This is a genomic window from Anabaena sp. UHCC 0451 (assembly GCF_034931405.1).
Classification (GTDB): domain Bacteria; phylum Cyanobacteriota; class Cyanobacteriia; order Cyanobacteriales; family Nostocaceae; genus RDYJ01.
Genome location: NZ_JAYGHA010000016.1, coordinates 1 through 18,585 on the forward strand (window position 1 = coordinate 1; position 18,585 = coordinate 18,585).

The following is an 18,585-nucleotide window of genomic DNA, read 5'->3' on the forward strand; positions in this document are numbered from 1 at the left end:
CTCTCTCTCCGGCACTTATTTAATATATCGAACCTATCTTGGAATGTCAACTACTTTTTCAATCTTTTTTGGGAAATTTTTCTCTAATAAGTTCAAATCCTTGTGGTGCAAGGGTTTGGGTTAATAAAATTATTAGCCGGAATGAATCCAGATGGATTTATAAGCCTGGACGCATGATTTTTTCAGCGAGGTGGGGCAAAAACCGTTGCAGTAGATAAAGCAGTTTAGATTTACCAATCAGCATTTCGTAATGATCACGGCTGAAGTTACGCCAAAATTCCTCTACTAAATCATCTGGCTGTATCTTGCCTTTACCTCGTCCTTGGGTCATGGGTGTATCTACTAAAGGAGCAATAATCTCAAAGACTTTGATGGGAGTATGTTCTAGCTGCCAGCAGTGATGTTCTTGAGTTATTTTTTGATAATCTGTATAATCTGCAACTAATAAACTGGTATCTTCTAAGGCTTCAATGAATAAACGGGAGGGCTGATTTAATAGTAAGGCACTATAGGCTGCTATAAATTCGTTACTTAAACAAAAGGATTTGGTGAACTCTGTCCCGGAATTATCTAGATAATAGAGGCGTAGGAGTCCTGATAGTACAAAGCCTATGGTTTTTGGTGCTTCGCCGGCTTTGATCAAATGTTCACCAGCAGTTAGTGTTACAGGATGAAAGATACTGCTGAGTTTGTTGATTTCTAACTCTGGAATTTCTGCGATCGCTTGCAGGACATGAAACAATTGTTGATAGGGTTGAGTAGACATAGAAGAATTTGAACTCAATGCCAGAGGTAAGAAATCAGATGAAAAGTTCCGTGGCTGTACTACCACCGTTTTTGGTGCTGGATCAATTATTGCAAAGTTGGTTATTGGAGGATATTGGTAGAGGCGATCGCACTACTCAATCTCTTTTATCCCAAAATGGGACGATAGGACAAGCGAAGTGGGTAGCAAAAGCACCAGGAATAATAGCTGGTTTAACGGTTGCGGCTAGGGTATTTCATCTGTTGAATAATCAAGTGAGCTTTGTCGCTGTTGCCTCTGAAGGAACAAAGTGTGAACCGGGACAAGTGGTGGCGGAAATTAACGGTTCACTGGATGCGCTGTTGATGGGGGAAAGGGTGGCGCTAAATTTGGCGATGCGGTTAAGTGGAATTGCCAGTCTCACTAATATATATGTAGAGCAAATAGCAGATTTACCAGCAAAGTTTGTGGATACACGCAAAACTACACCAGGTTTGAGAATTTTAGAAAAGTACGCTACGGCTGTAGGTGGTGCGACTAATCACCGCATGGGATTAGATGATGCGGTGATGATTAAAGATAATCATATTGTGGCATCTGGAGGTATTGGAGAAGCTGTTACCCGTATTCGTTCCCAGATTCCTTATCCTCTAACTATTGAAGTAGAAACAGAAAGTTTAGAGCAGGTACAAGAGGCATTAAACTATCAGGTAGACATTATTATGCTGGATAATATGCCTTTAAAAATGATGGCTGAGGCTGTGTCCTTAATTCGTAAACAGGATAGGCGAGTGAAGATTGAAGCATCGGGAAATGTAACTGTGGAAACTATTCGCGCAGTTGCACAAACAGGTGTTGATTATATTTCTAGTAGTGCGCCGATTACTCAGTCGAGGTGGTTAGATTTGAGTATGAGAATGATTTGAGTAATTTTGCACTTCAGTATTCACTATCGCTGCATTACCTTTATTGCTGAGGTTACGAAGCGGATGATACAAAGCAGTAATCGAAAGTCGCAAAAATCCCTCTTCCGTATCTTTATAGATTACTAAAGAAGAGGGGTAGAGTTGATCCTAATTATAATTTACCTGTTCTTTTAGGCTGCAACTTTTTCCTCAAGAGGTTTAAAAGTCTTTTTAGTAGCACCGCAAATAGGACAACTCCAATCTTCAGGAATTTCTGCAAAAGGAGTACCAGGTGCAATTCCCGAATCAGGATCACCAGCAATAGGATCGTAAATCATACTGCATTGTCTACAAATCCATTTTTGAGTTTGGGGATCTTCACCTGCTGCTCTGGTTACAGCTTGTCCTCCGTTTAATACTTCCAAAGCTTCAGCGTAGCGATCTGCATGATAATTTTCAATGAATTTTAGCAAACCAAATCGGTGTGCGGCGGCGCGGAATGTGTTAGCGTGTTCGCTAGATTCTTGCGCTTGTTTGAGAAATTCTTCAGCTGCGGGATTATCTCTGTCACTCTGAGCAGCAGCAGCGAAATCAGGATACATAGTAGTGTATTCATAGGTTTCACCTTCAATTGCTAAAGACAAACAACGAGAGATAATTTCCCGCTTTTGCTCATCAGTTAAACCGGCAGCATCTTTAACAACTAACTCTGGATGCAATAACTCAAAATGTGCAAAAGCGTGTTCAGTTTCTTGATCTGCGGTTTCCTTAAAAAGTTTCGCTAAGTCTGAAAAACCCAGTTTACGCGCTACATTTGCAAAAAACAAGTATTTGCGATTTGCCATCGATTCACCACCGAAGGCTGCTTCTAAGTTGTTTAGTGTTGTGAAATTTGACAAGTCCATAATTTGTGTGTGTCTGTGAAGTGATTTTTATGGGAAAAATAGACGTTTAAACTAAGAGGGTGTTTGAAAAGTCAGAGAAATCGTCAAAAAGCTCTCTCGGTATAAGCTGTAAATAGATGGTAGACAGCACTGAGAGAGGAACTTGAGTAAAGCATACCCTAGCAACTTGACCCTTGCCCAATATGAATTTCTCAAAGACATGATTCCAGAACCGAAATCTAGTGGTCATCCCGTGAAGTTGATATGTGGGAAGTCCTAACCGCGATTTTCCATATCTTAGTAGAAGAAGTGAGGTGGTGAGCAATGCCAGGTGAAAGAGATGGGGAAAAACAAGTTTTTAACCGAGTGAAACAGTCTCCACAGCAGACATCTTTAAAAAAAATATAGCTTAGGATGGGCATTGCCCACCATTGTGTTAAATTAATTACCTTTTTAATCTTCGTGATCTTCAAAAGGATCTCCTAATTCCTTGCTTGGAGGTCCAAAGGATGTATAAATTGCCATACCAGTGATGCCAACAAGGATGGCACAGAAGGAAACGCCAAGCACTAAACCGGGTTCTAAGTCCATAAATTTAGAGTTATATTATGAGAGCTATGTTTATAGAATATTACAAAACTTAAACAAAAGTGCAGAAGTCACGATATATCAGAGAGGTGGTGACGAAGTAAATGGTAATATATAGAACGGATAAATAAGAACTGTCATCACTGTAATCGGGGCAACCTGTAAACAGTAAGTTCAGTCCAAAAATCCAAACCCGGTTAGGGCTTGGGAATGTAAAAGAAGATTAAAAAAGCTTTGGCAACTTTAGGTGAACTATGGCACAACGGACTAGGTTGGGAGATATCCTCAGACCCTTAAACGCTGAGTATGGTAAAGTAGCTCCAGGTTGGGGTACAACACCGCTAATGGGTGTTTTTATGGGATTATTTTTCGTGTTTTTGCTAATTATTCTGCAAGTTTACAATAAGTCTCTGTTAATTCAGGATGTACTTGTTGATTGGCGCAGTTTAGGCAGCTAATTGCTGTGCAGTTATTATAACTTGAATTTGCAAGTTACCGAAAAAATGGGTTTAAAGTTCCCCGTCCTTCTAGGACGGCTTTCTGATAAAATAGTGCAAACAGACAGGGCATTGTCTGTTGGGCGAGATAGTGTAAGACGGGCTATACCTGCAACTGTTGTTTGAATCCAGAATCCCCGCATTTTTAGGGCGGGGAGTATGTCAACATAGACCCGGCTTGTCCGGGTTTTTGATTATTGTCAGCTATCAAACAGCGAAATCAAATCTGATTATTGATTAGACTACAGATGTAATGTTAAGTTGCACGGCGGGTTGAAATGAATATATTTGGAATCGGTCTGCCAGAAATGGCTGTGATTACGGTAGTTGCGTTATTAATATTTGGACCCAAGAAGCTACCAGAAATAGGTCGAAGTTTGGGTAAAACCATTCGCAGTTTCCAAGAAGCTTCTAATGAATTTCAAAATGAGTTTAAACGGGAAGCGGAAAAATTGGAACAAACTGTAAAAACTACTGCTGAAATTGAACCTAAGCAAATTGAATCTGCTCAATCACAGCAGGAGAATGCTGGTTCTTCTCCCACCAGCTAGGAATATATTGCATAGCAAACATGACAGAAGCTGTTAAGCAACCAGCTTTAGTGATTCCCCAGCTAATAGTCGGGTTAGGGAATCCAGAGGCTAAATATGACCAAACGCGCCATAACATTGGTTTTGCCGCTGTAGATGCTCTTGCGCGTACTTGGCAAATTTCCCTGGCGGAAAATCGCAAATTTCAAGGACAGTTTGGCGAAGGCATAGCACCAGGAGGCGGTAAAATTCGTTTGTTGAAGCCGCTAACTTACATGAATCGTTCAGGACAGTCTATCCAATCTGTCATAAGTTGGTATAAATTGCCGCCTGAATCTGTGTTGGTAATTTATGATGATATGGATTTGCCTGTGGGCAAAACTCGCCTACGTTTGTCTGGTTCAGCAGGTGGACACAACGGCATGAAAAGCACTATCTCACATTTAAGTAGTCAGAATTTTCCCCGCTTACGCATTGGTATTGGTAAACCTAAAGGTGTAGCCAATGACGATAATGCTGAGACTGTTTCTCATGTTTTGGGACGATTTTCGGCTACGGAAACTAAATTAATGTCTTTGGTGCTGGACTTTGTGGTTGAGTGTGTGGAACTCAGCTTGAAGCAGGGTGTAGAAAAGGCGATGAATCGTTGTAATAGCTGGACTGTTGAATTAACTTAATTTGGTATTTTCTGACTGTGTATTTTATTTCACCTTAGTGTTGGTTGATGGGCAGCAATTTCTGCTTGCTCCATCCAACCAAGTTAACAAGCTTTCACACAAAGTTTCACAAACAAATAAGATTACGCTCCTATAGATGGATGCGTCACAACTAGTTAAATTTTTCTCAGAAAATGGTAAAGCAATTTTGCTTGTTGTAATTAATTTTTTCAAGCAACGCCAATACCAAACCGAATAAGTTTATTAAAAACGACGTTTCCTTTTAGCTGCAACTGCTTTACGTTTGCGCTTTTCCTGGGGGGTTTCAAAGTGACGATGATACTTTACATCGGCTAAAATACCAGCTTTAGAAACTTGGCGTTTAAACCGACGCAGGGCTGAATCTATTCCTTCGTTTTCTCCTAGAATCACTTGGGTCATTCTGAGTCTGTCCTCAATTTCTCAATAATCTCCATTGTAATATTAGCCTCAAACTTGGCAAAACCATCCAGTCTAGAGCAGGTTTAATACAAGTTTGGGATTGGGGATTTTAGATATTCAATTGAGCTTATTCATGTTCAATCTAGTTTATTAGTAATTTTAATATAGATGTTCTAGATGTTCTAGATGTTCTAGATGTTCTCAATCCCATAGTTAAGTGATCCAATTTGTAAACAGACTACTCGGATTTTAATCAATTAATAAATTTAAGTTAACCAATTGCCGTAAGTTTTCTTAACAAAAACATATTTGAATGAGAATGACTCACAAAACTAAACTGCTCGATTCAGAGGTCTTATGGCAACAGGCAATCATGTCATTTTCATGCACCCAGATGGAACAAGTCCATCTCACTTTGCTTTTGCACGGTTTGTAGATAAAGGTCCCGACGGACGTTTGAACTGGGATAAAATGTCTAATGCTGGTGTTTACCTGGGTCACATGGAAGACCAACTGGGTGGAACATCCAATGGTGGTGCTGTTACCCACGCTACCGGTGCTAAGGTTTATGCTGAGTCTTTTGGTTATGAAGCCGAGAATGCTCCTATTGTTTCCCTCAATGGTAGCAACCTAACGATTGTGGAATCGGCGATCGCAGCTAACAAAGTAACCGCCTTAGTTCAATCTGGAGCGATCTTTGAACCTGGTACAGCCGCTTTTGTTGCCAAAACAGCAGAAATTGTTAACCCTGATGGCAGTCGCATCGTACCTCGCGCCCAAGCTGCGGAAATTGCCAAACAGGTAATTGAATCAGGTGTTGACTTCATCATGGGTGGTGGTGAAATCAACCTGTTACCAGTGGGTACTAATGGTTTCCACGGTACTGCGGCTGAACTGGATGCTATTAGCACTAATTCTCTACAACGCCCGACTGAAAACCTGATTGCATTAGCTCAAAGCTTAGGTTATACAGTTGTTTACAACGAAGAACAACTGACAGCTTTACTTGATTTAGCCACACCCCCAACAAAAGTATTGGGTGTATTTGCACCTGTCCATACTTTCAACGATCGCCCTGAAGAAGTTTTAGCAGAACGAGGTTTACCGCTCTATCTGGAAACAGCACCAAACATTGCCCAAATGTTGGATGTCACCCAGAAGTTGATGGAACTACACCCCAACTTTAATAATGGTTCAATTACCATTGTGGAAGAAGAAGGTACAGACAACTTCGGTAATAACAACAACGCACCTGGAACTTTAGAAGGTTTACGTCGGGCAGATGCAGCCATTGGTGTGGCAATGAAGTTCATTGAGAAGCATCCTAACACCTTGATGGTAACTGCTGCTGATAGCGATGCTGGTGGTTTACAAGTAGTAGATCCCCGCACTCCTGAAGTAAATCTCGGCAACATTAACAACAACCCCACCACAGAAAACCGTAACGTACCATTAGACGGTCAAACTGGAGCTAACACCTTACCTTTTGTCGCTGCTCCCGATGCTAATGGTGATGTATTCAATTTTGGTATTGCCTGGGCTGGTACACCTGACTTTAGCGGTTCGATAGTTTCTAAAGCTCATGGTCTAAATGCAGATAAATTACCTGCAACATTAGACAATACCATGATTTATGAGTTGATGTATGAGACTCTATTTGATGTTGAGTTACCATCTCGGAATCCTGACCCCACACCAGCACCTCAAGCCACCAAACAAACCGGGAATGTGATTTTTATCCATCCAGATGGTACAAGTCCTTCCCACTACATGGCAGCCCGTAATATTGATCATGGTCCTGATGGTAGACTCAATTGGGATATGATGTCCAATGCTGGTGTATACCTGGGACACATGGAAAACCAGTTAACTGGTACTTCCAATGCCGGTGCTGTAACTCATGCCAATGGTGTTAAAGTCTTTAACGAGTCCTTTGGATTAAATGAAGATCAATCTATTGTCACTCCAGCTTCCGGCAAAGTTGGTTATACAATTTTAGAAGAAGCGATCGCTGCTGGTAAAGCTACAGCATTATTACAGTCTGGACACTTAGCAGAACCTGGTACTGCTGCTTTTGCGGCTGAAACTACCAACCGTTTAGGTGACAACATTCGCGCCCGGGATAAATACGCCGAGATTATAGAACAAACCATCCGCTCTGGTACAGATATCATCATGGGTGGTGGTGAGTTGTATATGTTACCTAAAGGTACAACAGGCTTCCACGTCACAGCAGAAATAGATGCTTCTGAACAGCGTGATGAACGTCGCCCCACCATTAATTTAATTGAACTATCTGAATCATTGGGTTATACGGTAGTTTACACCGAAGAGCAAATGAATCAGGTGGTAAATAGCCAAAACCCACCCACCAAGCTTTTAGGTGTATTTGCTGCCAGACATACCTTTGACGATCGCAGAGAAGAACAACTAGGACTGAATAGTTCTGATCCTCTCCCCCTATATGTAGCTACTGCGCCCACAGTGGCCGAGATGCTAGATGCGTCTTTGAAAATTCTCAGCCAAGACCCTGATGGCTTCTTTGTCGTAATTGAAGAAGAAGGTAGTGACAACTTTGCTAACAACAACAATGCTGTCGGTACTATTGAAGCTGTACGCCGGGCTGATGCAGCGATCGGTGTAGCAATGGATTATGTTAATAACCAAGATCCCAACACTTTGGTTATTACTGCTGCTGATAGTGATGCAGGTGGGATGCAAGTTTTCCAATTCGCACCTTACACCCGTCCTTCTGGCAACTCTACATCTACTCCTGCACTGGCAGATACTGAGCCTAGTGCGCCATTTATCCGCGTTAACCCAACTACAACCAATACCAATCAGGCAGTTTTAGATGGTATCAACGGCAGTACAGGTACAGAGGCAAATCCTTGGAGACCCTTCCCATCTGAAAATAGTATGGATGGAGAAATGGGTAATTTTGGTATTGCTTGGGTCGGTACTCCCGATTTCCCCGGTAGTATTGTTTCTAAAGCTTATGGGATGAATGCGGATAAATTACCCAGCACTCTGGATAACACCGAGATATATGACCTCATGTACCAAACTATGTTTGGTGTCACAGCAGAAGAGGCCGCAGCACAACAAGAAACCCAATTAGTTTCAGGAACTCCTGGTGCTGACACATTAATTGCGGGTGCAGCTAATACTACCTTTGATGGGATCAATGATACTGTGTTTACTGGTGCTGGTAATGATGAAGTAGACGCGCAATTTGCCACTTCTCCCATTGCTGGACGCAACCGGATCAATACTGGTAGTGGAGCAGATATCATCTATGTGAACAAGAGCGATCGCGCCTTTGGTAGCAGTGGTAATGATGAATTTGATGCTACCGATGCTCAAGGTGGAAACCGGATGTCTGGTGGCGCTGGCGATGATATTTTTTACCTCGGTATGGGCGATCGCGTCTTGGGTGGAGATGGTAATGATCAATTCTACGTCCAAGAGGGCGGCGGAAATTTAATTTCTGGTGGTGCAGGTGCGGATCAGTTCTGGATCGCCACTGCTGAGTTACCAGATGCGGCTAATACTATTGTTGATTTCCAACAAGGTATTGATGTGATTGGAGTTTTGGGTATTTCTTCAGATAGCTTGACTCTTAATGTTGTCAATGGCAATACTGAGATTGGCTTGCTTGGTCAAACCGTTGCTATTGTTAATGGTGTGACTGGTTTGAATGTTGCAATGGATTTTGCTTTTGTGTCTTAATGTCTGGGAATAAAAGAACCGCTCTAGACACAGAGAATGCAGAGAAATAAGTGTTAGTAGCAATGAACCAGGAAAATTCTTTCCTGGTTTTTTTTGTTTTGATATTGAACGCAGATAAACGCAGATTAATTTTATTCAGAATCTAATTCAATTGTCAAAGCCAACTGATATAATTTATTCCGAGAAACTGATATTTCTGTTGCTAATTGTCTACTCGCTTGGGAACGAGAAATACCTTGTTTCATCATGGCTAATAATTCTGCTTTTAGTTCTGCTTCTGTAATTTGTGGTTTGATTGGTGCTGTTCCTGCTACTAATAAGGTATATTCTCCTTGGGGTTCTTTTTGTTGGTAATGTGCGATCGCATCTGCTATTGTTCCTCGCCAAAATTCTTCATATAATTTAGTTATTTCTCGTGCTATAACTATTTGGTGATCGCTCCCCAAAATATCTGCCATATCTTGTAATGTATCCCGCAAACGATGGGGAGATTCATAAAAAACTAAAGTCCGCGATTCTGTTAATAATAATTCTAAATATTCCCGTCGCTGTTGACTTTTTGCAGGTAGAAAACCATCAAAAATAAACCTATTTGTTGGTAAGCCAGATGCACTTAAAGCCGTAATTACTGCACTTGCACCGGGAATAGGAACAACAGTGATACCGACATCAACACAAGCTTTAATTAACTCATATCCTGGATCAGAAATTCCTGGCATTCCTGCATCACTGACTAATGCGATCGCTTTACCAACTTGCAAATATTCCAATAATTCAGGAATACGACTATTGCGGTTATGTTCATGATAACTCATCTGCGGTGTTTGCACTTGAAAATGTTGTAACAATTTTCCTGTATGTCTAGTATCTTCTGCCGCAATTATATCCACAGCTTGTAAAATTCTTACAGCCCGAAAAGTCATATCTTCTAAATTGCCGATTGGTGTACCGACAATGTATAATGTTCCTGGTTTTGGTTCAGTTTGCATAATATTTTACATTAAATTTGTTCTCAAAATTTATTATTAAACAACACATCTCAATCCTCAGACAAAAGTTTTTCTGGTGTTTGTTTCCTAAAATATTATATAATTCATTCCATAAGTTTAACCAATTACTCATATTAATTACTAATGACTAAATCTGCCTTATTTGTCGGCTTAATTACCTTAGACTTAATTTACCTTGCCCAATCGCCGCCCAATAATAATCAAAAATTAGTTGCCACTGATTATACTGTAGCAGCCGGAGGACCAGCAACCAACGCATCTGTTACATTTAGTTACTTAGGGAATAAATCGCAAATTTTAGGTGTACTTGGATCACATCATATCACACAATTAATTACTACAGACTTAGCAAATTACCAAGTTACAATTATCGACTTAGATGCTAATAAACAAACATCACCACCAGTATCTTCAATTATTGTCACAGAAAGTACAGGAGAAAGGGCAGTAATTTCTATTAATGCTGTCAAAACCCAAGCTAATATTAACTCTCTCCCCCCTCATATATTAGAAAATGTTGATCTTGTTTTAATTGATGGACATCAAATGGTAATAAGTAAAATAATTGCTCAACAAGCTAAAATTAAAAATATACCAATTGTGATTGATGGAGGTAGCTGGAAACCAGGATTTGAAGAAATATTACCTTATGTAGATTATGCAATTTGTTCCGCTAATTTTTATCCTCCCAACTGTAAAAAAGAAGAAGATGTTTTTAACTATCTGCAAGCTTTGAAAATTCCTCACATCGCCATTACTCAAGGAGAAAAACCTATACAATATTTAAGTTCTGAAAAAAGAGGTTTTATCAATGTACCAAAAATTAAACCCCTGGATACATTAGGCGCAGGAGATATTTTTCACGGTGCTTTTTGTCATTATATTTTACAAACAAATTTCACAGCAGCGTTAGAACTAGCTGGTAAGATAGCAAGTAAAACGTGTAAATATTTTGGGACACGCTCATGGATGCAATGTGAAATTAGATTTTAAACAACAAATAAACAAAGTAAAAATAAGTTTCCCGCATCAAAAAAGGCAACTTCCTATTTAGACTTTGATAGCGAGTAGTAGGTGTAGAAGATGGGTGTGCATCTAACCCTAAATGTCTAGCCATCAAAACCGCACGTTTCAAATGCAAAGGATCACTAACAATGAGAAACTTTTTAAATGGATAAACAGCAACTACTTCAGAAGCATTTTGCAGATTTTGGTAAGTGGTTCGAGAAGTAGTTTCCATGAGAATATCAGATGTTTTCACGCCCTTATTAACAGCATAGCGTTTACCAACTATTGCTTCTGCTAGTTCATCACCAGAACCCACTCCCCCAGTAAAAATGAGAGTGCCAACATGGTCATTTTTATATAGAGTAATAGCGTGGTTAATACGTTCTTGAAACACAGGAGATGGTTTTTCTCCCCAAACAGCTGCACCGAGAATAATTGCTGCATCTGCCTGAATATGAGTATGATTGTTACCATAAAAATATATACTAGTAGCTGTAGAGGCGATCGCCATAACCAAACTAGAAACTAAACCAATAACAACCCAAAATAACTTATTTTGTGTAAATTGATTGTACCTTGGCGCGATTACGCCTTTGCGTGAGCTTTTCATAACATCTATAACTTGACTAAAACCAAAAAAAATGCCAAACTTAGAAGAAATATTAAAAATTACCCGTGAAGTAGGTTGGGGTGCAGCTAAGTTATTAAGGTCTTATTATCATGGAACTGCCCAATATCCGAACTTAGATATACAATATAAACAGAATGAGCCTGTTACCGTTGCTGATGTAGCTGTTAGCGAATATATTCTATCTCATCTACAAAAAGCTTGCGGTGATGAAGATTTTGGTTATATCAGCGAAGAAACCTTTAAATCTCAACAAGGTAAAAATTCTGCCGAGTTGGTGTGGATAATTGATCCTTTAGATGGTACAAGAGACTTTATTGATAAAACCGGGGAATATGCGATTCACATTGCTTTAGTGCAAGATACACGCCCAGTTTTAGCAGTAGTAGCAATACCAGAAGCGGAGAAGTTATACTATGCTATAAAAGGTGGTGGGACTTTTGTAGAAACAGCTAATGGTTCTGTTCCCTTGAAAGTTGCTGCTGATAGACCTATAGAAGATTTAACCTTAGTTGTCAGTCGTTCTCATCGCAATGAACGGTTAGAGTATTTACTAAAAAATCTACCTTGTCAGAATCAAAAAGCGATTGGTAGTGTAGGTTGTAAAGTTACTGCTATTGTTGAACAACAGGCAGATATTTACATTTCCCTGTCTGGGAAATCAGCACCCAAAGATTGGGATATGGCAGCACCTGAACTAATTTTAACGGAAGCTGGTGGTAAATTTACTCACTTTGACGGTAGTCCCTTAACATATAATACTGGCGATATCAATCAATGGGGTGGTTTACTAGCTAGTAGTTCTCAAGATCATGAAATTCTGTGTCAGAAAGCAGAACAAGCCTTAACAGAGTTTGTGGGTTAAAACCTCTGATGTTATGATGGAGTATCATCCAAGATTATTTACCAAGATAATTTTTTATGATATGGTTAAAAACCACCTTAGTTCAAGAAAGTAGTAATTCCTAAAATCTGTTAGCTTTCAGCCTCATAGCCTCAATTTATCGGAAAATACTCGTAGGCAGTTGCGTCAAGAGTAATATCGGAGGTGATCACTAAGAAGCCAATAATTTGTAGATGATCAAGTCATCTGGCAGTATTAGTAAACTTTCCCATATTTAACTCGAGCTAAGTCTATAAGTTATTCTAGAAATGTTACTCGTTATGAGTTCATTGATATTCAAAGGCCGTGCTATACTTACGGCTATAAGGATTATTTTCGGTTGAGTAAGTCGTTTTAATTTCTTTTAAATGCGTCTCTCCGAATCTAAATCTCTACATTCTCTGGTTTGGGAGACCATCCATCTATGTCGATTTACGTTGGAAATTTGTCCTATCAAGTTACAGAAGAAGACCTGAAACAGGCTTTTGCTGAGTACGGGACAGTTAGTCGTGTGCAGTTACCTACTGATAGGGAAACAGGCCGTCCACGTGGTTTTGCTTTCGTGGAAATGGAGTCTGAAGATCAAGAAACAGCAGCTATTACAGCACTTGATGGCGCTGAATGGATGGGACGTGATTTAAAAGTGAATAAGGCTAAACCCCGTGAAGAAAGAAGTTCTTCTCCTCGCGGTGGTTATAGTGGCGGTGGTCGTCCCAGTGGTGGTGGTGGTCGCCGTTATTAATCCTGTTTCTGCAAAATTTTTAAATCTAGAGTCTCCAGCAGATACAACCAACGGTTATATTCTGCTGAGATATTTTTTTACTCTAGTTTGTATTTATTAAACCACAAAAGGAGGAATAGTAATGACACAAGTAGTTTTAGGTGAAAATGAAGGTATTGAATCAGCTTTACGGAGATTTAAGCGTGAAGTTTCCAAAGCTGGAATTTTCCAAGATATGCGGAAGAATCGCCATTTTGAGACACCTTTAGAAAAAGAGAAGCGTAAAGCAATCGCTAGACACAAGCAACGTCGTCAACAACGTTCTCGCTTCAAGTAATCATTCCAGACAGATTGACATACTCCCCACCCCAGCCTAAAGGCGTGGGGATTCTGGGTTTAAATAGCAATTGCTGACTCCCACCAGTCTAACATCACCTAACCTCTTCGAGTTGATGCACCAACAATTAGAATATTTATAGCGGCGGTTTCATCACGTCCATTAACGGAATTACAAGATGGACAAAACGCCATTGTCTAACAGATAAATCCAGTTTTTCTAAAATATGCCCACAATGAGAACAAGTTTTACTAGATGGATACCATTTATCTATATAAACAACTTGTTTATTTTTGTTTTTAGCTACCCATTCTAGTATTTAGTTTAAATAACACAAATATAGTCAAAAAATAGTTTTAAATCATTTAGAAACTTTAGGATGTAAAGCCATAGTCTCTAAGAGGTTGTTTGAAAAGTCTAATTTATTACAGTCCTGGCGACTAGAAGTCGCGGCTATACAAACTAAACCCGCCTGCGCGGGTTAAAAAGACCACTTTTTCATTAGTCCACGGAGGTGGACTTTGCCTGTGTATTAGCGTATCCCTAACGGGAGCCGGAGGCATCTTTATATTCGCCCAAAACTTTTCAAACATCCTCTAATAGTCCAAATTGCAAATGTCAAAACCAAAACTAATATAACAATAGCTATATCCACCACCAGCTATATTTAAACTTACACCCCCTGATGTGAACATTATGGTTGTTACTACTTCGACTACCAAGATCACCTGGGAACTCCTACCCGAAGATTTCATTTTAGACGATGAACCTGTGGATAATGTTAACCAACCCAGTTTAGCAGCAGCATTAACCGAAAGCCTAGAACTCGCTGGTAAACTGCCAGAAACAGCTTTAGCTACAACGAATTACGGCATTTGTGCCACCGTTAATAGCAAATTTGTCATCAAAGCACCTGATTGGGCTTTCGTGCCACAAATTACAGTGCCTAGAGAGCAAATTCAACGCAGTTACACCCCCCACAAACAAGGACAAATTCCTACAGTGGTAATGGAATTTCTTTCTGATACAGAAGGAAGTGAATATTCCAGTAAACGCACCTATCCCCCAGGAAAATGGTTTTTTTATGAACAAATTTTACAAGTTCCTAACTACATCATTTTCCAACCAGAAACTGGAGAATTAGAAGTACATCAACTAGATAAAGGACAATATAAATTACGCTCAGATAACGAAAATCAGCGTTATTGGTTAGCGGAAATGCAATTATTTATAGGTGTTTGGCAAGGAAAGCGCGAAAACCGTCAAGGTTACTGGTTACGCTGGTGGGATCAAAACGGTAATTTGTTGCTTTGGGGTTCTGAGTTAGTGCAGCAAGAACGACAAGAAAAAGAAGCCGCATTAAAACGCCTTGAAGAATTAGAAAAATGCCTCCGAGATGCTGGCATTTCTGGTTAAATTTGTTCACAGAAATTCAAGAATATTAAATCCCCAACTTCTACAAAAAGTAGGGGATTTTTTATTTTTTAATCAATCATTAACACTTTTTTGAATCCTACAGCTAATTTAGATACAGAAGAGCATCCAATTAGATATTATGCTACTTTGTGGTTAGGAAGACAATCATGAGCATCATTATTTAAATTTAAGTTTTTCCACCATCTTTGATTTCTTAACAATTATTTAGTTGTCAAAGTAAACTATGATTTTCAATATTGAATAAGAATTTTAACTTTGAGATTTAACAAAAGTTGGTAAGTGCAAATATACCGACTAACCTGACAAACCAAAGTTATTGCGTAAATCCTGAAAACATCATTTTTACAACTTCAACAGGATAAACATGACTATTCCTCTACGAAAATACGCTCCATCCAGTCAAAACCAAAGAGTTAAAAGTTTTGAAATTCCTGGAGAAGAACAACCCAGAATTTACACCACAGAAGGAACTCCTGACACCGCAGAAATTGATCAGTTAGTTTGGGCTGCATATCGTCAAATTTTTAACGAACAACAAATTTTAGTTAGCAACCGTCAGTTAACTCTAGAATCCCAATTAAAACACAAAAGTATTACTGTTAGGGATTTTATTCGGGGATTGTTATTATCTGAAACATTCCGCTTACGCAACTACGACACAAACAACAATTATCGCTTCGTAGAAATGTGTATCCAAAGAGTTTTAGGACGGAATGTTTACAGTAAACAAGAAACAATGGCATGGTCTATAATTCTGGGTACAAAAGGAAGACAAGGTTTCATTGATGCACTCCTCAATAGTGAAGAATTTCAAAGCAATTTTGGTGATAATACTGTTCCCTATCAACGGCGAAGAATTATTGCTCAACATAGTATGGGAGAGTTACCTTTTAGCCAATTTCCTCGTTATGATCAATACCATCGTCAACAACTAGAGAACTTAGGATATTTCCAAGCTAAAGCACCTATAGGATATTGGTGGAATCAGCACAAACCTCCTTACAATCCAGTTTCCCTATTGATTTCATCACCTCTTTTGTTCATAGAACATCTCGTCTTTTTTGCCTTCATAGTTTATGTAATTCTCTCCTATTATGGTTTAGTTAACTTGTAATATTACCTGTCATTAAACAGGGAACAGGGAACAGGGAACAGGGAACAGATAATTACTTATTATTTCTTCGCTCTCTTCACTGTCACCTGTCACCTCCTCCAGTCTAACTTACCATCTCTTGCTCTTCACGCCATAATTGATATAACCGATTTGCCGGAATTGTCATATACAAAATATCTCCCGCACTCAGGTTAGTATCTAACAAATCCCAACCGTGTAAAGTTTGGTGATTTGTCTCTACATATAAAGGCACAAAATCGGCATATCTAGCTACATCTTTTACCCATTGACCACAAAAAGGATGGTTAGGAGTAATCAAAGTTGCAAAAGCAACCCATAAATTATCAGCGATAATACCATTACCAATAATTCTACCTCCCAGGGCAGCAGCAGCAAAAGCCGGTGCTGCTAATTCTGCTGGACTTAATACAGCTTCAAAATCAAATACTTGTTGTGCCATCCCAGCAAAATCAGGATCAGCGTAATGAACAATAACAGGAATTTTCGGTGTTAAACCTTTGGCTTTAAGGGCAATTTCTAAATTAGTAGCATCGTTATTAGTAACAGCTAAAACTGCGGCGGCGGTATCTATATTACTTGTTTGTAGAGTTGTGCGGAAACTTGCATCTGCAAGAATTACAGGAATACTCATTCCTCTAGCTGTGTTGACAAATCTATTATTAGGATCGGTTTCAATTACTACTACTTCATGGCCACCAGCGTGAAGTTGCTGAATAATTCTAATGCCAATACCACTTAAACCACAGACAATATAATGATTACGTTGGGGAATTCTGGCTGCATCCCAAAATTGTTTGAGGCGAGTTCCTAAGACAAAATCGGTAATCATAGCATACCAAATACCAAAGACTACTGCTCCAACCAGCATCATGAAAACGGTAAATAATTTAATGCTATTGGGTGCGTTTTCTACTACTTTGTCATTACCACCAGCACCTGTAATCATGCCAACAGCAAAATATAAAGCATCAACAAATGAGATATTTAATTTAGCTGAAACAAAGGTGAATGTAGCTAGTAGAATAATTACTACCAGCGCCATAGCCATTACTAGAACTGATCTGGCGTGTTTCTGAAACTGCCTGATACTTGTGAAGATTTTGAATAGTTTTCTTCCCCATGATTTGCGTGAGTTATTAATGCGGGGTTGAGTACCAATAATTAGGCGATCGCCAACTTTTAAACGTTGTTCTGCTAATACTGCTGTTACTAGATTTATCTTCCCAACTACAGGTAGATAATAAATCAACATCCGTGACTTATCTTCCCACAAATCACTGATTTTTCTACCTCTCCAATTATGATCTTCATGAATATATTCTTCCTGAATTGGCCAAGTCTGATCAAATAATTTAATTTGTCCAATTGCTTGATTTCCCAAAGCTGCAAAAGTAAATACTGGTGCAGCCAAACCGACAACACTCATACTTAAATGGTCTATCAGAGTGTGGTCTAAACGTTCACCCAAATTTATATTATAAAAACGGTTAATAATCCGAATGTGAGGATTTAATACCCGCGCTTGCATCATAATTGACAAATTTATGGCATCATCAGAACCAGCAATCACTAAAGTATGTGCCTGTTGAATCCCTGCTGCTTGCAAGGTAGAAGCTGCACATAATTCACCAACAATTACATCTCCCGTAGCTTCTCCAGGTATAGGTTTGCGATGAATACCAACAACCAACGCACCCTGTTGTCTCAGCAGACGAAAGATTTTATATCCGGTACGTCCTAAGCCGCAAACAATAATTCGAGGTTTCATGAAACAGCAGCATAATTGTAAGAATTCAGGAGTCAGAAGGGGCGAACGGCCGTTCGCCTGTACAGGAGTCAGGAGTAAAATTCTCTTGGTTTAAAGCTTTGTCACTAGATTATTTACTTCATTTACCCGCAATACCCTGTATTGATCTCTATTTTTGCCTGATTTCTCTAAATAGAATTGTAACTGAACACACGATATATCCTGTGGGTAATTAAAAATTAACAATGAAGGGTTAAACCCCTCATACTAGAAATGTTCATGTTGCATGATAAACTTATTTTTAAATCTGTTATCAACTCATAAATCAAGTGTGTTAAAAGCCCTGGAAATCGAATGCTAATGCCGATGATGGGTCTTACCCCCCAGTGATTTACTAACAGTCTCTTTGTTTTTACCTGGTACTTTTGCCAGTGGTATGAACAAAAATTGCTCAAGTCAAATGTTAGCAATGAACAATAAAAAATTTTTAGAAAAATGCCAATTTGGCAACCACAGGCAAATGAAGCAAGTTAAATTAAATGAGACAAACGAAAGCAAGGCAGTTGCTCAAAGGTTAAATAAATTAGCTTCAAGCTCCTGTTATGTTTGTCAGACAATTAAATAGAATGAAAGTTTGCTGCAAGAGGGACAATCACTGAGTAGAGACGTTATCGTTAAAGTTTAAATTACCCCCCTAATTA

Annotated in this window: 18 protein-coding genes and 1 pseudogene; 11 read left to right on the forward strand and 8 right to left on the reverse strand. The window is 39.2% G+C overall.

The features are described 5' to 3' along the window. Positions 1-157: 157 nt before the first annotated feature. Positions 158-766 carry a cyclic nucleotide-binding domain-containing protein gene (locus VB694_RS12655; RefSeq protein WP_323360677.1) on the reverse strand — a complete coding sequence of 203 codons (609 nt, stop codon included), beginning with the start codon at positions 764-766 and terminating at the stop codon, positions 158-160. A 38-nt stretch (positions 767-804) separates the two neighbouring features. On the opposite strand from VB694_RS12655, the gene nadC reads away from it, so the two are divergent. After that, positions 805-1,671 carry a carboxylating nicotinate-nucleotide diphosphorylase gene (nadC, locus tag VB694_RS12660; protein ID WP_323360678.1) on the forward strand — a complete coding sequence of 289 codons (867 nt, stop codon included), beginning with the start codon at positions 805-807 and terminating at the stop codon, positions 1,669-1,671. Between the two features lie 170 nt (positions 1,672-1,841). Here the strand turns inward: nadC and VB694_RS12665 are convergent, their stop codons facing one another. After that, the gene (locus VB694_RS12665; RefSeq protein WP_323360679.1) at positions 1,842-2,555 is read right to left on the reverse strand and encodes a rubrerythrin family protein; all 714 of its coding nucleotides are present in this window, start codon (positions 2,553-2,555) and stop codon (positions 1,842-1,844) included. 432 nt (positions 2,556-2,987) lie between these two features. Next, positions 2,988-3,125 (reverse strand): photosystem II reaction center protein PsbN, encoded by a 138-nt coding sequence (gene psbN, locus VB694_RS12670; RefSeq protein WP_323360680.1) that lies wholly within the window; start codon positions 3,123-3,125, stop codon positions 2,988-2,990. Positions 3,126-3,376: 251 nt separating this feature from the next. Between psbN and psbH the strand changes: the two genes are divergently transcribed. From psbH to pth, 3 genes are all read left to right on the forward strand, one after another. Further along, positions 3,377-3,580 carry a photosystem II reaction center phosphoprotein PsbH gene (gene psbH, locus VB694_RS12675; RefSeq protein ID WP_323360681.1) on the forward strand — a complete coding sequence of 68 codons (204 nt, stop codon included), beginning with the start codon at positions 3,377-3,379 and terminating at the stop codon, positions 3,578-3,580. A gap of 317 nt (positions 3,581-3,897) precedes the next feature. Then, positions 3,898-4,170 carry a TatA/E family twin arginine-targeting protein translocase gene (locus VB694_RS12680; RefSeq protein ID WP_323360682.1) on the forward strand — a complete coding sequence of 91 codons (273 nt, stop codon included), beginning with the start codon at positions 3,898-3,900 and terminating at the stop codon, positions 4,168-4,170. A gap of 20 nt (positions 4,171-4,190) precedes the next feature. Then, entirely contained in the window at positions 4,191-4,826 is a 636-nt protein-coding gene (gene pth, locus VB694_RS12685; protein WP_323360683.1) for an aminoacyl-tRNA hydrolase, read from the forward strand. Positions 4,827-5,069: 243 nt separating this feature from the next. Here pth and rpsU (VB694_RS12690) read toward each other — a convergent pair whose 3' ends face one another. Beyond that, positions 5,070-5,246 (reverse strand): 30S ribosomal protein S21, encoded by a 177-nt coding sequence (rpsU, locus tag VB694_RS12690; RefSeq protein ID WP_323360684.1) that lies wholly within the window; start codon positions 5,244-5,246, stop codon positions 5,070-5,072. 357 nt (positions 5,247-5,603) lie between these two features. On the opposite strand from rpsU (VB694_RS12690), the gene VB694_RS12695 reads away from it, so the two are divergent. Continuing rightward, positions 5,604-8,978 (forward strand): alkaline phosphatase, encoded by a 3,375-nt coding sequence (locus VB694_RS12695; protein WP_323360685.1) that lies wholly within the window; start codon positions 5,604-5,606, stop codon positions 8,976-8,978. Between the two features lie 131 nt (positions 8,979-9,109). Here VB694_RS12695 and rsmI read toward each other — a convergent pair whose 3' ends face one another. Beyond that, complete coding sequence (gene rsmI, locus VB694_RS12700) at positions 9,110-9,967, reverse strand: 16S rRNA (cytidine(1402)-2'-O)-methyltransferase (protein ID WP_323360686.1); 858 nt, start codon at positions 9,965-9,967, stop codon at positions 9,110-9,112. Positions 9,968-10,111: 144 nt separating this feature from the next. Between rsmI and VB694_RS12705 the strand changes: the two genes are divergently transcribed. Beyond that, a complete protein-coding gene (locus VB694_RS12705; protein WP_323360687.1) occupies positions 10,112-10,981 on the forward strand; it encodes a sugar kinase in 870 nt (289 codons plus the stop codon). Here the strand turns inward: VB694_RS12705 and VB694_RS12710 are convergent. Next, positions 10,971-11,606 (reverse strand): YdcF family protein, encoded by a 636-nt coding sequence (locus VB694_RS12710; protein WP_323360688.1) that lies wholly within the window; start codon positions 11,604-11,606, stop codon positions 10,971-10,973. The two genes, VB694_RS12705 and VB694_RS12710, sit on opposite strands and share 11 nt — an antisense overlap. A 31-nt stretch (positions 11,607-11,637) precedes the next feature. Here VB694_RS12710 and VB694_RS12715 point away from each other — a divergent pair, with 31 nt between their 5' ends. The 3 genes from VB694_RS12715 (at position 11,638) to rpsU (VB694_RS12725) (ending at position 13,565) form a co-directional block, all read left to right on the forward strand. Further along, positions 11,638-12,489, forward strand: coding sequence for a 3'(2'),5'-bisphosphate nucleotidase CysQ (locus VB694_RS12715; protein ID WP_323360689.1), 852 nt, complete (start codon positions 11,638-11,640; stop codon positions 12,487-12,489). A gap of 442 nt (positions 12,490-12,931) precedes the next feature. Then, entirely contained in the window at positions 12,932-13,249 is a 318-nt protein-coding gene (locus VB694_RS12720) for an RNA-binding protein (protein ID WP_323360690.1), read from the forward strand. Positions 13,250-13,370: 121 nt separating this feature from the next. Further along, on the forward strand, positions 13,371-13,565 hold the full coding sequence (gene rpsU / locus VB694_RS12725; protein ID WP_013192888.1) for a 30S ribosomal protein S21: 195 nt from the start codon (positions 13,371-13,373) through the stop codon (positions 13,563-13,565). Between the two features lie 98 nt (positions 13,566-13,663). On the opposite strand, the pseudogene VB694_RS12730 reads toward rpsU (VB694_RS12725), so the two are convergent. After that, a pseudogene (locus VB694_RS12730) lies at positions 13,664-13,884 on the reverse strand (zinc ribbon domain-containing protein); the annotation flags it as partial. A gap of 377 nt (positions 13,885-14,261) precedes the next feature. On the opposite strand from VB694_RS12730, the gene VB694_RS12735 reads away from it, so the two are divergent. Both VB694_RS12735 and VB694_RS12740 read left to right on the forward strand, forming a co-directional pair. After that, on the forward strand, positions 14,262-14,981 hold the full coding sequence (locus VB694_RS12735; RefSeq protein WP_323360691.1) for a Uma2 family endonuclease: 720 nt from the start codon (positions 14,262-14,264) through the stop codon (positions 14,979-14,981). A 385-nt stretch (positions 14,982-15,366) separates the two neighbouring features. After that, entirely contained in the window at positions 15,367-16,116 is a 750-nt protein-coding gene (locus VB694_RS12740) for a phycobilisome rod-core linker polypeptide (protein WP_323360692.1), read from the forward strand. 103 nt (positions 16,117-16,219) lie between these two features. Here the strand turns inward: VB694_RS12740 and VB694_RS12745 are convergent, their stop codons facing one another. Next, on the reverse strand, positions 16,220-17,905 hold the full coding sequence (locus VB694_RS12745; RefSeq protein WP_323360693.1) for a potassium channel family protein: 1,686 nt from the start codon (positions 17,903-17,905) through the stop codon (positions 16,220-16,222). Positions 17,906-18,585 lie beyond the last annotated feature (680 nt).

What these genes read in the sequence shown, in the direction of transcription:
- pth (WP_323360683.1), top strand. Translation starts at nt 4,191, where the DNA reads ATGACAGAAGCTGTTAAGCAACCAGCTTTAGTGATTCCCCAGCTAATA.
- VB694_RS12740 (WP_323360692.1), top strand. Translation starts at nt 15,367, where the DNA reads ATGACTATTCCTCTACGAAAATACGCTCCATCCAGTCAAAACCAAAGA.
- VB694_RS12705 (WP_323360687.1), top strand. Translation starts at nt 10,112, where the DNA reads ATGACTAAATCTGCCTTATTTGTCGGCTTAATTACCTTAGACTTAATT.
- VB694_RS12665 (WP_323360679.1), bottom strand. Translation starts at nt 2,555, where the DNA reads ATGGACTTGTCAAATTTCACAACACTAAACAACTTAGAAGCAGCCTTC.
- rpsU (WP_013192888.1), top strand. Translation starts at nt 13,371, where the DNA reads ATGACACAAGTAGTTTTAGGTGAAAATGAAGGTATTGAATCAGCTTTA.
- nadC (WP_323360678.1), top strand. Translation starts at nt 805, where the DNA reads ATGAAAAGTTCCGTGGCTGTACTACCACCGTTTTTGGTGCTGGATCAA.
- VB694_RS12695 (WP_323360685.1), top strand. Translation starts at nt 5,604, where the DNA reads ATGGCAACAGGCAATCATGTCATTTTCATGCACCCAGATGGAACAAGT.
- VB694_RS12655 (WP_323360677.1), bottom strand. Translation starts at nt 766, where the DNA reads ATGTCTACTCAACCCTATCAACAATTGTTTCATGTCCTGCAAGCGATC.
- VB694_RS12745 (WP_323360693.1), bottom strand. Translation starts at nt 17,905, where the DNA reads ATGAAACCTCGAATTATTGTTTGCGGCTTAGGACGTACCGGATATAAA.
- rpsU (WP_323360684.1), bottom strand. Translation starts at nt 5,246, where the DNA reads ATGACCCAAGTGATTCTAGGAGAAAACGAAGGAATAGATTCAGCCCTG.
- rsmI (WP_323360686.1), bottom strand. Translation starts at nt 9,967, where the DNA reads ATGCAAACTGAACCAAAACCAGGAACATTATACATTGTCGGTACACCA.
- VB694_RS12715 (WP_323360689.1), top strand. Translation starts at nt 11,638, where the DNA reads ATGCCAAACTTAGAAGAAATATTAAAAATTACCCGTGAAGTAGGTTGG.
- VB694_RS12735 (WP_323360691.1), top strand. Translation starts at nt 14,262, where the DNA reads ATGGTTGTTACTACTTCGACTACCAAGATCACCTGGGAACTCCTACCC.
- VB694_RS12680 (WP_323360682.1), top strand. Translation starts at nt 3,898, where the DNA reads ATGAATATATTTGGAATCGGTCTGCCAGAAATGGCTGTGATTACGGTA.
- VB694_RS12710 (WP_323360688.1), bottom strand. Translation starts at nt 11,606, where the DNA reads ATGAAAAGCTCACGCAAAGGCGTAATCGCGCCAAGGTACAATCAATTT.
- VB694_RS12720 (WP_323360690.1), top strand. Translation starts at nt 12,932, where the DNA reads ATGTCGATTTACGTTGGAAATTTGTCCTATCAAGTTACAGAAGAAGAC.
- psbH (WP_323360681.1), top strand. Translation starts at nt 3,377, where the DNA reads ATGGCACAACGGACTAGGTTGGGAGATATCCTCAGACCCTTAAACGCT.
- psbN (WP_323360680.1), bottom strand. Translation starts at nt 3,125, where the DNA reads ATGGACTTAGAACCCGGTTTAGTGCTTGGCGTTTCCTTCTGTGCCATC.